The organism is uncultured Roseibium sp. (assembly GCF_947494555.1).
Lineage (GTDB): Bacteria > Pseudomonadota > Alphaproteobacteria > Rhizobiales > Stappiaceae > Roseibium.
The window spans coordinates 174,479-187,583 of the sequence record NZ_CANLVF010000002.1; the positions used below are offsets into that span (position 1 = coordinate 174,479).

14 protein-coding genes are annotated in these 13,105 nt (G+C 54.9%); 11 read left to right on the forward strand and 3 right to left on the reverse strand.

The window, feature by feature from the left end:
* Positions 1 to 59: 59 nt before the first annotated feature.
* The 3 genes from Q0915_RS09370 to Q0915_RS09380 are packed head-to-tail and all read left to right on the forward strand — an operon-like array spanning position 60 to position 3,449.
* Positions 60 to 1,358: an FAD-dependent oxidoreductase gene (locus Q0915_RS09370; protein WP_299470677.1), complete on the forward strand. Its 1,299-nt coding sequence runs from the start codon at positions 60 to 62 to the stop codon at positions 1,356 to 1,358.
* On the forward strand, positions 1,355 to 2,200 hold the full coding sequence (locus Q0915_RS09375) for a DUF1365 domain-containing protein (RefSeq protein ID WP_299470679.1): 846 nt from the start codon (positions 1,355 to 1,357) through the stop codon (positions 2,198 to 2,200). Before Q0915_RS09370 ends, Q0915_RS09375 begins: the two co-directional genes overlap by 4 nt.
* A gap of 19 nt (positions 2,201 to 2,219) precedes the next feature.
* A complete protein-coding gene (locus tag Q0915_RS09380; RefSeq protein ID WP_299470681.1) occupies positions 2,220 to 3,449 on the forward strand; it encodes a cyclopropane-fatty-acyl-phospholipid synthase family protein in 1,230 nt (409 codons plus the stop codon).
* Positions 3,450 to 3,495: 46 nt separating this feature from the next.
* Here Q0915_RS09380 and Q0915_RS09385 read toward each other — a convergent pair whose 3' ends face one another.
* Both Q0915_RS09385 and Q0915_RS09390 read right to left on the reverse strand, forming a co-directional pair.
* The gene (locus tag Q0915_RS09385; protein ID WP_299470683.1) at positions 3,496 to 4,293 is read right to left on the reverse strand and encodes an SDR family NAD(P)-dependent oxidoreductase; all 798 of its coding nucleotides are present in this window, start codon (positions 4,291 to 4,293) and stop codon (positions 3,496 to 3,498) included.
* A 58-nt stretch (positions 4,294 to 4,351) separates the two neighbouring features.
* Positions 4,352 to 4,996: a ChrR family anti-sigma-E factor gene (locus Q0915_RS09390; RefSeq protein ID WP_299470684.1), complete on the reverse strand. Its 645-nt coding sequence runs from the start codon at positions 4,994 to 4,996 to the stop codon at positions 4,352 to 4,354.
* 315 nt (positions 4,997 to 5,311) lie between these two features.
* On the opposite strand from Q0915_RS09390, the gene Q0915_RS09395 reads away from it, so the two are divergent.
* The 8 genes from Q0915_RS09395 (at position 5,312) to sseA (ending at position 12,363) form a co-directional block, all read left to right on the forward strand.
* Positions 5,312 to 6,346, forward strand: coding sequence for a cysteine synthase A (locus Q0915_RS09395; RefSeq protein ID WP_299470686.1), 1,035 nt, complete (start codon positions 5,312 to 5,314; stop codon positions 6,344 to 6,346).
* A gap of 26 nt (positions 6,347 to 6,372) precedes the next feature.
* On the forward strand, positions 6,373 to 7,887 hold the full coding sequence (gene cls, locus Q0915_RS09400; RefSeq protein WP_299470688.1) for a cardiolipin synthase: 1,515 nt from the start codon (positions 6,373 to 6,375) through the stop codon (positions 7,885 to 7,887).
* A gap of 116 nt (positions 7,888 to 8,003) precedes the next feature.
* On the forward strand, positions 8,004 to 8,552 hold the full coding sequence (locus Q0915_RS09405) for a hypothetical protein (RefSeq protein WP_299470690.1): 549 nt from the start codon (positions 8,004 to 8,006) through the stop codon (positions 8,550 to 8,552).
* An 84-nt stretch (positions 8,553 to 8,636) separates the two neighbouring features.
* The gene (locus Q0915_RS09410; RefSeq protein WP_299470692.1) at positions 8,637 to 9,281 is read left to right on the forward strand and encodes a LysE family translocator; all 645 of its coding nucleotides are present in this window, start codon (positions 8,637 to 8,639) and stop codon (positions 9,279 to 9,281) included.
* 11 nt (positions 9,282 to 9,292) lie between these two features.
* A complete protein-coding gene (locus tag Q0915_RS09415; RefSeq protein WP_299470694.1) occupies positions 9,293 to 10,300 on the forward strand; it encodes an NAD(P)/FAD-dependent oxidoreductase in 1,008 nt (335 codons plus the stop codon).
* Entirely contained in the window at positions 10,297 to 11,013 is a 717-nt protein-coding gene (locus tag Q0915_RS09420; protein ID WP_299470696.1) for an alanyl-tRNA editing protein, read from the forward strand. The genes Q0915_RS09415 and Q0915_RS09420 overlap by 4 nt, the downstream gene beginning before the upstream one ends.
* Positions 11,014 to 11,028: 15 nt before the next feature.
* Entirely contained in the window at positions 11,029 to 11,508 is a 480-nt protein-coding gene (locus tag Q0915_RS09425) for a GFA family protein (protein ID WP_299472297.1), read from the forward strand.
* Between the two features lie 9 nt (positions 11,509 to 11,517).
* Positions 11,518 to 12,363, forward strand: a complete 846-nt coding sequence (gene sseA, locus Q0915_RS09430) for a 3-mercaptopyruvate sulfurtransferase (RefSeq protein ID WP_299470698.1) — start codon at positions 11,518 to 11,520, stop codon at positions 12,361 to 12,363.
* 38 nt (positions 12,364 to 12,401) lie between these two features.
* On the opposite strand, the gene Q0915_RS09435 is transcribed toward sseA, so the two are convergent.
* The gene (locus Q0915_RS09435; RefSeq protein ID WP_299470699.1) at positions 12,402 to 13,103 is read right to left on the reverse strand and encodes a TIGR02117 family protein; all 702 of its coding nucleotides are present in this window, start codon (positions 13,101 to 13,103) and stop codon (positions 12,402 to 12,404) included.
* Between the last annotated feature and the right edge of the window lie 2 nt (positions 13,104 to 13,105).

A 13,105-nucleotide genomic window follows, 5' to 3' on the forward strand; every position in this document is an offset into this window, starting at 1 on the left:
AAAATCCCGACTGGCCGCATGTCCTTGCGGACTGCACAGAATCATAAAAAGGATTGAACATGCGGATTGCCGTCATCGGCTCCGGTATCTCCGGAAACAGTGTAGCTTGGGCCCTCAACGAACATCACGATGTGGTCTTGTACGAAAAAAGGGCTCGCGCTGGTGGTCACAGTGCCACAGCCGATATTGATTATGACGGGACCCAGATCGCGGTTGATACCGGGTTTATTGTCTACAACGAACTAAACTATCCGAATTTCACTGCGCTTCTCCGTCACCTGAATGTCGCGACCGAAGCGAGCGACATGAGTTTTGCCTTGTCCGCTGACAACGGCAGCCTGGAATGGTCGGGCGATTCTATCAACACTGTCTTCGCTCAGCGATCCAACCTGTTATCGCCACGTTTTCTGTTCATGCTTCGTGACATGTTCCGGTTCAACAAACATGCGGTTCTCGACTTGCAAGCAGGCAAACTGACCGGTGAAACACTTGGCGGATACCTTGAAAAGAACCGCTATTCACAAGGCTTTATCAACGACTACCTGCTGGCGATGGGAGCCGCAATCTGGTCGACGCCAATCAATGAGATGCGCGACTATCCGGCAGAAAGCTTCGTGGCATTTTTTGAGAACCACAGACTGCTGTCATTCGAGCCGACGCTGTGGCGTACCATTTCAGGCGGCAGCCGCAACTATGTAAACCGGTTGTTGGCGCCGCTTGCCGGAAAAATCAGACTTGGAACGCCCGTTGTTGAAATTCTCCGCCAGGACGGCAAGGTCCATGTGAAGGACGAGACCGGCCACACAGATGTTTTCGATCAGGTCGTGCTTGCAAGCCACACCGATCAGAGCCTTGCAATGCTTGGCGACCCAAGCCCGGCAGAACGGGATATTCTCGGATCCATCCGGTACCGACCCAACGAAGTGTTTCTGCACAGAGACGAAAGCCTTATGCCGAAGCGCAAGAAGATATGGTCCTCCTGGAACTATATGTCCGACCGGGAAGCCGGTGAGACTCAGGACGTTACCGTCAGCTACTGGATGAACCGTCTGCAAGACATTGACCGCAGCAAGCCTGTCTTCGTGACGCTCAATCCTTTCAAGGCACCGCAAGACGACAAGACCTTTGCCAAATATGTCTACGATCACCCTCAGTTTGATGCACATGCTTTGAGTGCCAAGAAGAGGCTCGCAGACATCCAGGGCGTAAACAACACATGGTTCTGCGGCGCTTGGAACGCTAACGGCTTCCATGAAGATGGTCTCGCCTCAGGGCTGTCTGTTGCAAAGCGTCTCGGAGCACGCCTTCCCTGGGAAGAAACGCCCGGTTCGGCGGACTTTCTGGAAGCGGCGGAATGACAAAAGAACGCGCAAACACGATCAGCGGAAATGGCCCTGCCCCGAATTCTCCGGCGTCGCTTTATTCCGGCAAGGTCATGCATCACCGCATGAAGCCAACGGAACACCGGTTCAGCTATTCCGTATTTTCATTGCTGATTGATTTGGACCGGTTCGACGCCGCCGAAAGGCAAAGCCGGTTCTTTTCGATAAACCGCTTCAATGTTCTGTCTTTTCACGAACGCGATCACGGGGCGCGCGACGGCACTAACCTGAGGCAGTACGTGGAAGGACTGCTTCGGAAGAAGTCGATTGCAAGTCCTTCGAAAATTCTGCTCCTGGCCTATCCGAGACTGCTTGGATACGGTTTCAATCCGCTCAGCGTCTACTATGCCTATGACAATGACGAGCGACTGACGGCAATGGTTTATGAGGTGCGTAACACGTTCGGCGGAATACATACCTATACGCTGCCGATTGAACCCGGCCAACTGAGCGACGCCGGTGTCCGACAGGACCAGAGCAAGGAATTTTACGTTTCGCCCTTTGTGAGCATGGAGCAGCATTATCACTTCAGAATGCTGCCGCCGGGAAAAGCCGTAAGGGTGCGCATTTTGGAGAACGACTCCGAAGGTCCTCTTCTGTCGGCGACATTCGCAGGAGATGGTACTCCACTTTCTTCGCGATCCTTGGTTGCGGAATGCGTTCGCGTGCCGTTTCTAACGGCAAAGGTCATTTTGGCGATCCATTGGGAAGCCTTTAAAATTTGGCTCAAGCGTGTACCATTTCACCCACGACCGAACGCGGCTGCAAAGCGGGACCGGCTGGAAAACCAGCCCATGACGTTCGCTCCAGACAAATGATTTACCAAGAGGTTTTGCCATGAGTGAACCTGTTGTGCTCACCAAAGACAATCTGCGCAAGGAAATGAAGGGCACCCCTCGCCTTGCCCGTATGGCCGCAAGCCTGGCGATCAGGATCCGATACGGGTCTCTGGAAATCAGTTTTCCGGATGGACGGCGGTTCTGCATCCACGGACGCGAAGCCGGCCCGCACGGCGTTCTCGACATTGACGATTGGCGGTTCTTCCGCATGGTCGTGAGGGCCGGTGATGTCGGCGTCGGAGAAGCCTTCATGGCTGGGTATTGGTCTTCCCCGGATGTAACAACGTTCCTGGAAGTGTTCTGCATCAACCAGGAATCGACCATGGAGGCGATCCAGGGGCGCCCCTTGACGCGCTTTCTCATGTCGATTCGCCACTGGCTGAATTCGAACACGCGCCGTGGGTCAAAAAGGAACATCTCAGCACATTACGATCTCGGCAACGCCTTCTATAAGGAATGGCTAGATCCGTCCATGACCTATTCCTCTGCGATCTATAGCAATGAAACCAACGACCTGGAGCAGGCGCAGACCGAAAAATACGCATCTTTGGTAAGGCAGACCGGCATCAGACCGGAGCATTCCATCCTGGAAATCGGATGCGGCTGGGGCGGTTTTGCGGAGCATGTCGCCAAGACCGTCGGCGCGCATGTGCGCGCGCTGACCATTTCCCGTGAACAGTTCGACTATGCGAGTGAACGCATCTTCAAGGCCGGCCTCAACGAAAAAGTTGACGTTGTGTTCCAAGACTACAGGGACGAAAAAGGCGTTTTCGACAGAATCGCCTCGATCGAAATGTTTGAAGCCGTTGGTGAAAAATACTGGCCGACCTATTTCGAGCAATTGTCCAAGTGCCTGAAACCAGGTGGCAAGGCCGGGCTCCAGATCATTACGATCCAGGACCAGATGTTCGACGACTACAAACGCGGAACTGACTTCATCCAGCGCTATATCTTTCCGGGCGGGATGCTACCGCCACCGGGCCGGCTCGTTGAGATCGGAAAGTCCCTAGGGCTCGATCTGGCCGAGCAAAAGATTTTCGGACAGGACTACGCCCGTACGCTCGCGGAGTGGCGGCAAAGGTTTGGTCATGCCTGGCCGCAAATCCGGCCCCTCGGATTTGACGAACGGTTCAAGCGGCTCTGGGAATTCTACCTTCATTATTGCGAAGCCGGTTTTCGCGCCGGCAACATCGATGTACGCCAGATGGTCTACGTGAAGGCACCATAGCGGCGACACGGGCGACAAGATGGAAAAGGCCGGTTTTGCCGGCCTTTTACTTTTTGTTCCATCCAGTGGTTCTTGCAAGTAGTGCAAAATAAGCACGATACGGCAGTAGCCTGAGCGCTTTCAATTGCCTCACAAAGGGCTTTGGGAAGGCGATTTCGAACTTGCTGGGATGCGACAACCCTTCGACAATCTCACCAGCGGCGACTTCGGTCGAGACAAGATGCGGCATCGGGAATGGATTGGACTGGGTTGCCGGCGTGTCAACAAACCCGGGATTGATCAGTTGTATGCGAATTCCAGCACGGTCGAGGTCAAACTTCAATGACTCAGCCATGTTGATGAGACCTGCCTTGGATGCGCCATACGCAGCTGACGTCGGAAGCCCGCCGTATCCGGCAACGGAAGACACGATGGCAATCTGGCCCCTGCCCTTCGGTTTCATGTCTGCGATAACCGGTAGAACGACATTGACCGTGCCCATAAGATTGACGTCGAAACTTGTACGAAACGCTTCCACATCCGCTTCAAGTCCGTCTTGTGGAAGATAGATTCCTGCGTTTGCGACAAGCAGGCAGATGCCGCCAAGATCCCGTGAAATCGTTTTGCAGTGATCCGCCATCAGCTGCGTGTCGCTGACGTCGCCTGGATACGGTGCGATCTCGCCTGCAAGGTTTTGTGCCTTGCTGCTTAATTCTTCAAGTGCCTCAATAGACCGCGCGGTAACAGCGACCCGCCAACCCTGTTTGGCGAGCTCAAGTGCAAGAGAATAGCCGATACCGGAACTGGCTCCCGTGACCCAGGCAGCGCCGTGCGAAGGGTGGGCTACGAATTGATTTTTTGGCAATATGTTCTCCTTGGCCTTTGACGTGTTTACGCAAAAGCCAGGGAGTGTAGATTTGTGGTCAGCGCATAAAAGGTGCGAACCACCGACCGACAGGGCCGGTCAGTTCAAGACGACCCGCGGTTACTGCGAAACAAATGCAGTCCTCGCCCTCGTCAGCGATCGGCTTGTGATCAACGTCGCCATCTGCAAATGCGACATCACCGGAAACGTAGTGACCGTCGTCATCGCGGAACCCGCCCTGAAGCACAAGCGTCAGTTCCGTTCCATGGTGAGTGTGGGACGGCATTGCCCTGCCCGCACGCACCCAGAGCAGACTGGTGGCACATCCGTCGATCTCACCAAGCTTGCACTCTTTTACGCCGGGCAACAAAGTTTTCCACGGGAGACCGTCCATCGTATCACCCACAATCGAATGCAGGGACTCAGGAAGTTTCGATTCAGCCGCAGGGGCCGGCGCGTTGTCATTTGAAAATGGTGTATCGTTGGAAAAAATCGCAGACAGCGCACTATCCCGGTCGTTCAGCGCAACCGGATCAGCGTCACTCAAGCTCACACCACCGAGGCTCTCCAGAGATGATACATATCCCCGGTTCTGGTCGCTAAGTTCCAGATGCGCTCCAACCAGCGCCTGAGCCGGGTAAGACAAAGTCCCGGCTGCATAACCAGCCAGCAACTCATCCATTCCGGTGACATTCTTTTCCATTACCGCTCTCATCAAACTCCAAGCACCTAAATTACTTTAACGCCGGTACGCACTGCAGCGTATCCCGGATCATCATCTAACCTAAAAATATTCTAATTTAAAATTTCATCTAGGGGTTTTGGAGAACAACTCCATGCTCACTTTCAATCGTTTAGCAGAAAATCCATCGGAAAATGTAAACAGTCGCTGGCATTCACCGCTTGAGAGCTTAAATTGCAAACTTGATCCGGGGTGCTGCTGACATTAGCGTCCGGGACTCATCACATTCCTTCTGGCCTCACCCTGCACACGGCCAGATCAGCCAGGATTGAAACAATGACTGTGTCCGCTTCCGTTGTCGACGCGATTGGCAACACACCCCTGATCCGACTGAAGGCCCTTTCTGAGGAGACCGGCTGCGAGATCCTGGGTAAGGCCGAATTCATGAATCCCGGTCAAAGCGTCAAAGACAGACCTGCGCGGCAGATGATCCTGGAGGCAGAGGCAAGAGGTGACTTGAAACCGGGCGGCGTCATCGTTGAGGGAACCGCAGGCAACACGGGGATCGGTATCGCACTTGTTGCAAGTGCAAGAGGGTATCGGACGGTCATTGTCATCCCTGAAACCCAAAGTCAGGAAAAGAAGGACATGCTGCGTCTTTGCGGGGCAGAACTTGTCGAAGTGCCGGCTAAGCCCTTCAGGGATCCGAACAACTACCAGCATGTAGCGCGCCGTCTGGCAGCCGAAATGGCCAAGAGCGAACCGAATGGCGTTATTTTCGCAGACCAGTGGAACAATCTTGATAACCGTAAGGCGCACTATCTGACCACCGGCCCCGAGATCATGGCTCAAACCGGAGGAAGGGTCGACGCGTTTATCTGTGCGGTCGGCTCCGGGGGTACGATCGCAGGTGTCTCCCAATATCTTCAGGAAAACAAGCCAGGCATTGTTATCGGCTGTGCAGATCCCCGCGGCGCGGCAATGCAATCCCTGTTCACTACCGGAGAAGCTGTGGCGTCCGAAGGCGGATCGATATCAGAGGGTATCGGACTTGGACGGAAAACCGTGATCGTTGAAGATGTCAAGGTGGATCATGCCTACACGATCGCCGACGAGGACGCTCTTCCGATTGTATTCGATCTCGCAGAAAAAGAAGGCCTGCTCCTTGGCGGGTCATCAGCGATCAATCTTGCCGGCGCGCGGCGGCTTGCCAAGGAGGTCGGTCCGGGAAAAACAATCGTCACCATCTTGTGCGATCACGGGACGCGTTATCAGTCCAAACTCTACAATCCTGACTTTCTGCGGTCGAAGAACCTGCCAGTCCCCGACTGGCTGGAGCGCACCGTTGATATTCAGCCACCATTTGAATAACCGGATTAAACCTGGCTTGACCTGAAATGGGGCAGGACGACCCAACTCTGGCACACGACGATGCCGCAGCAAAAGAGGTGATCCAGGACGCCGTAACTGACGTCGGCGTTCTCGACATCATGGCCAACAATCTTGGACTGGTAGCGACATTCGTTGCCTTCATGTATTTCACGGCCGGTATTTGCTCCGTGCGCGAAGTCATGAACTCGCGGACATCGCAAGGGTCCGTTGCCTGGCTGCTTTCGCTCTTTTTCCTCCCCTACCTCACGGTTCCGCTCTATTTTGTGTTCGGGTGGAGGTCTTTTGCGGACTACGCCAAGATACAAGCCTCTCTCGGTCGCGCTGAGCGCGCGCGCCGCGCCGACGAACTAGGGCTTACGGATCATGAGGAAACGCGGGACTGGCCGGTCCTGACACGGGTCGCCGGTGTCCCGTTCCTGGCAGGAAACAAGTCAGAACTGCTCATCGATGGTGACGCAACATTCGCCGCAATCAAACAGGCGATTGCCCGCGCCGAGCATGTGATTTTCTTTCAGTTTTTTGCGATCCACGACGACGCGCTCGGCCGCGAGATGGCAGATGCCCTCATTGCGAGGGCCAAAGACGGTTTGAAGGTTCGTTTTCTTTATGACGACGTCGGCAGTCATTCGCTGTCGAACGTCTTTCTCGCCCGGTTGAAGGAAGCCGGCGTCGAGGTTTGCGGATTTAACGAAAAGCACAAATTCCTCAAACTGCTCGGCCCGATGCGCCTGAACTACAGAAATCATCGCAAGCTTGTCGTCACCGACTTTCGTGAGGCGTTCGTTGGTGGGCACAATGTTGCCGACCAGTATGTCGGCCGCGACAAGTGGTTCGGACGATGGCGCGACACCCATGTAAGGGTCGAGGGGCCGGCGGCGGTGGCATGCGCCCTTTCCTTTGTCGAGGATTGGCTGTGGGCGAGCGGTGAGCGGATTGAGTTGCCTCAGGTCAGAGACATTCCTATGCCAGGCGACGAGTCTGTACTCGTCATGCCAACAGGCCCGGCTGACAAATTGGAAGAATGTGCAATCGCCTTTGTTGAAGCTGCTGCCCGCGCGAAGGAACGGCTTTGGATTACAACCCCATATCTTGTGCCCTCACTTGACGTCCAGACCGCGCTGGCTGCTGCCTCCATGCGCGGGGTCGATGTGCGCATTTTACTGCCGGAGAAACGGGATCACTGGACGGTCTGGCTTGCCAGCCACGCCTATGAAGACACGCTGGTTCAACGCGGGGTCAAGGTCTATCGCTACACAGACGGCTTCCTGCACCAGAAGGTGACCTTGCTGGACAATGATCTGGTGTCGATCGGAACGGTCAACTTCGACAACCGCTCCTTCCAGATCAATTTCGAACTGACCTTGTGGTTCACGCATGAACGCATTATCAGCAGCGTCGAAGCGATGCTGGAAACCGACTTTGAAAATGCCAGGCTCACCTGGCCCGATGCGTTTCGCTCCCGCAGCTATATTTTCCGGGTATTCGCGCAAGGTGCCAGATTGCTCTCGCCAATCCTCTGAACAGGCGCGCTTCTTCGGAATTTCAGCAAGGACGCTAAAAAGCAGTAAACTGACCTAAATCTATTTTAACGTGCATTTTTCATGTTCGCACCACAGTGCTTTTCAGTGAGGCTTTCATGAAGTTACTTCTTGGTTTGATATTTATTTTTGCGGTGGGTCCCGGACTGTTCCTTATGGATGGATCGATCATCAAAGACTTTAAACTGCGATCTGAGACATTGTCTTACGCCAACATCCCAACGTCCGAGCGCAGATGTCGCACACGCGTGCTTGTATTCCAGTCCTGCAACTACAAATATGTTCATGAACAACAAGAACATAAACAATCCTATATCTTCTTTGCGCTGGGGGCGCCGGAAACGGTGGTCCTTTTGCGCGGAAATGCTTCAGGTGAGCTCACATCATCTGTGGGACAGGACTACTTTTGGAACAGGATCCTGACGATCTTTCTCTGCATGGGAATTGTTGTCTGGGCCATCGCGCAAGGTATGTTACAGCGGCGGGCTCAAGCAGCACCTCGAAAGCTACGGCAGCCTGTGAAACCGCGACATGCAGTGCCATCTACAATGCCGCGTCAAGCAGCACCGCCTGCAATGCCACGTCGAGCGCCAACACCCCACCCAGGACGCGTGGACAGAGGCGCAACATTCGGAAAACGCCGGTAGGTTTCGCCAGGTCTCGATAAATCAGGTTGAAGTGTCAGCGGCATATGTAAGATTATGGTTCGAAATCAACAGCCATCCTGATCCATGTCCTACCTTCCTGACCTTACAGTTCTTCTGACTTTCACTGTCGCGTCTCTGATCCTGGCGATTACACCTGGCCCGGACATGACCCTTTTCATGAGCAAAACACTCACACAAGGCCGAAAAGCCGGCCTGGCAGCCGTGTTGGGTGCGACGTCCGGTCTGGTCATTCACACGGTTCTTGCAGCCGTCGGCGTGTCGGCGTTGTTGGCAGCGTCGGAACTTGCTTTCAGCATCCTGAAACTTGCCGGGGCAGGATATCTGATCTGGCTTGCATTTCAGGCCATCCGGAAAGGTTCCTCGATTTCCCTTGAAGCAGATCCTGGCTCAAAACAGTCGTTTCGTGATGTTTGGCTGCAGGGCCTTGGCGTGAACATACTCAATCCGAAGATTGTGCTCTTTTTCGTAACGTTTCTCCCGCAGTTCGTCAGTGCGAGCGACCCAGATGCGACCGGCAAAATATTGTTTCTGGGAGCTTACTTTGTAGCTTTGGGATTCCCCATTTGCGCATTGATGGTTCTTGGCGCCAGTGCGTTCGCAAGAACGGTAAAAGCGTCTCCCTCTGCCATGCGAGTATTTGACTGGGTGTTCGCAGGAATCATGGGCAGTTTTGCGCTGAAGTTGCTCGTGGCCAAGGCAAACAGTTGAATTGAGGTCGTATGTCGATGGACTATCAGGTCGCAATTGTCGGCGCCGGTCCGGCAGGTCTGGCTGCAGCGCTGACTCTGTCGCGCTCCATGATGCATTCGGTGGTCATCGATTCCGGGCGGCCGCCCAGAAATGCATCTTCGCCCTTTGTTGCGTCGCTTCCGGGTTTCGACAAGACACCGCCTGCCGACATGCGAGAAGCTGTTAGGCGAAACATTCTTGCCTATCCCTATGCAGAGTTTCTGGAAGCCGAAGTTGAAGGCATACAACGGATGCAGAAGGGTTTCGAATTGTCGATTGGCGAAGACCGGAAACTGTCGGCGGGCTCCATACTGCTTGCGACCGGAATGCAGGACGTGCTGCCACCGCTCGAGGGCTTAAACGCATGTTGGGGGCGGAGCATCATAAATTGCCCGTTTTGCCACGGCATCGAGTGGCAGAACACCCGCTGGGGGATTTACGCTCATCGTCCGGAAGTCGTCGGCGCGGCAGAAATCTACAGGAACTGGACAAATCAGCTCACATATTTTCTTGCTCCCGAGGTGTCTCCCGCCGCCGACCGCCAAAAAAGGCTGCAGCAACTCTGCGCTTCCATTGAAACCGATCTTCCGACACGTGTTCATCATGACAACGGGGCAATCACGCATGCCGAGACGCCTGACGAACGCCTGATAGAGTTGGACTGCCTGCTGATTTATCCTCATCAGACACAGACAAGTCTGGTGTCAGGGCTGAACCTGGCTCTTACCGATGCCGGGTACGTTGAAGTGGATGAAGGCTTTCGAACGTCCGAAGCAGGCCTTTATGCTGCCGGTGATCTTGTTTATCCAGGACATCAGAATACGCCCACTGGATTTCACATGGGCAACATGGCGGCCGCAACGATTGTGATGGACATTTGTTTCGGGACCTTGTCTTGTTTCCAAAATGCGCAGCCGATCCTTCAGAAAACCCATTTAGGGTCTTCAAGATGGCACTCGCGCTCTCATTTTGTTTCCGCTGAAAGGAGTAAGACATGAGCACACCTTTGTTTCGCGACGATGCCTATCTTCGAACGTGCGATGCAGAGGTTGTCGGCATAAACGAACGGGGCGGTATCATACTGGACCGGACCGTTTTTTACGCGACGGGCGGAGGCCAGCCCGGTGACAGCGGATACCTTGAACTGGAGGACGGCAGCCGAACAGAGATCAGCACGACCGTTTATGATGAAGACAAAACCTCAATCGTTCATGTACCGGCCGACGGCCAACCCCTCCCCTCGAAAGGCACACGATTGACTGCCCATATAGACTGGACCAGACGCTATCGAATGATGCGAGTTCATACAGCCTTGCACCTGCTTTCGGTCGCGCTCCCTTTCCCTGTCACGGGGGGACAGATTGGAGACGCTGAGGGCCGTCTCGATTTCGACATGGGCGAAGAAACGGTCGACAAGGAAGCTCTCATCGGAGAACTCAATTCGCTGGCCGCAGGCGATCACGAAGTCACGACGGAATGGATAACCGACGCGGAGCTCGATGCAAAGCCTGACCTGGTCAAAACCATGTCCGTCAAACCGCCGCGTGGGTCCGGGCGTGTTCGGTTGGTCAGGATAGGCGGCGATGTTGATCTGCAGCCCTGCGGAGGCACTCATGTTTCCAGAACGTCTGAAATAGGCACACTTGTTCTTGGCAAGATCGAAAAGAAGGGCAAACAGAACAGACGGGTGCGAATCCGTCTTGCGGACTGATGGATTTTCGGAGGCATCGCCATGAACCTTAGTGGAAGCTGTCACTGCAGTTCGGTTGAATTCCGGGTGGTAAGCAAGTGCCCCTACCCCTACATGCGCTGTTACTGCTCCATATGCAGGAAAATCGGCGGCAGCGGCGGATACGCCATCAATCTCATGGCTGATGCGACTACCCTTGAGGTCGTTGGCGAAGAAAACAAGACACACTACAACGCTGTGATAGATGGATCACCAAGCCAGGCAGAAAGGCACTTCTGCTCACGCTGCGGGGCGCATTTGTGGTTATGGGACCCACGCTGGCCGGAACTCGTTCATCCGCATGCCGGAGCCATCGACACGCCCTTGCCAAGCACCCCGGAAACCGTCCATATCATGCTGGAATTCAAAGCGGACTGGGTCGAGGTGCCTGAAGGACCAGGCCATGTCCATTTTCAGCGTTATCCGGATATGTCCATAAAAGACTGGCACAAATCCAAAGGGCTCTACCAGACATAAGGAACTGCCATGACCGACCATCCACTTGTCAGCACGCAATGGCTGGCCGATCATCTTCAGTCTCCCGATCTTGCAGTCATCAACGCGTGGATGCCGCCAGTCACTCATCCGGACGCACCATCCGTATATCCGCACGCCCATGTCCCGGGCGCTGTATTCTTCGACGTGAACGAGATTTGCGACAAGAATTCCGACCTTCCGCACATGTTGCCCGCACCACACGTCTTTTCGTCGGCCATGCGCAAGCTCGGGATCGGCGACGGCCAGACGATCGTCGTCTACGACGACTTTGGGTTTTATTCCGCGCCCCGCGTCTGGTGGACCCTGCGCACGATGGGCGCAGAACGTGTCTTTGTGCTTGATGGAGGATTTCCGAAATGGCGCGCTGAGAACCGTCCAGTGACCGACGACCAGCCGCGCATCGTGCAAAGCCACTTCAGCGCAAGACTGAACCACGGTGCCGTTGCCGATCTTTCTCAAATGAAAAAGAGCATTCAGACAGGCGACCGCCAGGTCCTCGACGCAAGATCCTCTGACCGATTTGCAGGGACAGCCCCTGAGCCGCGTGCCGGGCTTCGATCCGGTCACATGCCGACGGCTTTCAACTTGCCTTTCACGCAGTTGCTCAATGAAGACGGCACGTTCCGGGGACATGAAGATCTCGAAGCGCTCTATAAAGCCGCAGGTATCGATTTACAGAAGCCGGTCACAACCACATGCGGGTCCGGTGTTACGGCCGCGATCCTGACGCTCGGCCTTACTATCCTTGGGGCGCGTGACCTTGCTCTTTATGACGGATCTTGGGTCGAATGGGGTGGAAGAGACGACACGGACATAGTTACAGAAAAGGCCTAGTTTCCCGGCAGCGACTACGTCGACCGGGTGATACGTCATCAACCCGAGCCGTGAATGTCGAGAGACCAATCGAGCGTTGAAGGAAGCGGTGTCCATAGACCGGTCCGGACACCCGCCAGCCGCAACATGCGCGCTGTCCAGGTATTGCATCCCACCAGGGCATTAAACCCGCCTTTTGCGGGAAAGAAGATATCGTGGGCATCATATGACGCGCCGTCGATGGCGCGTGGTGGGTCCGCTGTATCCGTTCCAAAACTGTCCTGTACGCCCTTCAGCAGTTTCTGAAACTCTGCTGGAGACAGTGCCAGGGTGCGCACATTCTCATGCTCGGGCGGGATCGTGCTGGATCTTCGAACATGCATGACCGAGTGATCCCAGGTCAGCGCTGCAAATACCGGGCCCGGCTTCAATTCGGCCCAAGTCGGTGTTTCCAGGTAAAACGAGCGCCCTCCCCAACCCACGACGATCCAAAAAACGCCCGGGTAGTCCAGCTCCAACCCCTCGGCACTTACGAATGAAAGCGCTTCAAGAACGTCAGGGTCTGCCGGAAGTGCAATGTCTGTATGGATAGGATTTGAAAGAATGAGGATCTGCCGCGTTTGAACGTCCGAAAGATCCTGCTTCTCAGCTGAAACGGAAATGGGCCCCGGGATCAGGATCCCGAGGCCCATTGCAAGACACGCTCCAAAAGCGATCAGCACGCCACCCCACAAAATCTTTCGGGCGATACTGACCAGCACGA

Bases quoted from the DNA above. Each gene is read 5' to 3' on its own strand.
- Q0915_RS09370 (WP_299470677.1), top strand. From the start codon at position 60: ATGCGGATTGCCGTCATCGGCTCCGGTATCTCCGGAAACAGTGTAGCT.
- Q0915_RS09375 (WP_299470679.1), top strand. From the start codon at position 1,355: ATGACAAAAGAACGCGCAAACACGATCAGCGGAAATGGCCCTGCCCCG.
- Q0915_RS09380 (WP_299470681.1), top strand. From the start codon at position 2,220: ATGAGTGAACCTGTTGTGCTCACCAAAGACAATCTGCGCAAGGAAATG.
- Q0915_RS09390 (WP_299470684.1), bottom strand. From the start codon at position 4,996: ATGGAAAAGAATGTCACCGGAATGGATGAGTTGCTGGCTGGTTATGCA.
- Q0915_RS09395 (WP_299470686.1), top strand. From the start codon at position 5,312: ATGACTGTGTCCGCTTCCGTTGTCGACGCGATTGGCAACACACCCCTG.
- cls (WP_299470688.1), top strand. From the start codon at position 6,373: ATGGGGCAGGACGACCCAACTCTGGCACACGACGATGCCGCAGCAAAA.
- Q0915_RS09405 (WP_299470690.1), top strand. From the start codon at position 8,004: ATGAAGTTACTTCTTGGTTTGATATTTATTTTTGCGGTGGGTCCCGGA.
- Q0915_RS09410 (WP_299470692.1), top strand. From the start codon at position 8,637: ATGTCCTACCTTCCTGACCTTACAGTTCTTCTGACTTTCACTGTCGCG.
- Q0915_RS09415 (WP_299470694.1), top strand. From the start codon at position 9,293: ATGTCGATGGACTATCAGGTCGCAATTGTCGGCGCCGGTCCGGCAGGT.
- Q0915_RS09420 (WP_299470696.1), top strand. From the start codon at position 10,297: ATGAGCACACCTTTGTTTCGCGACGATGCCTATCTTCGAACGTGCGAT.
- sseA (WP_299470698.1), top strand. From the start codon at position 11,518: ATGACCGACCATCCACTTGTCAGCACGCAATGGCTGGCCGATCATCTT.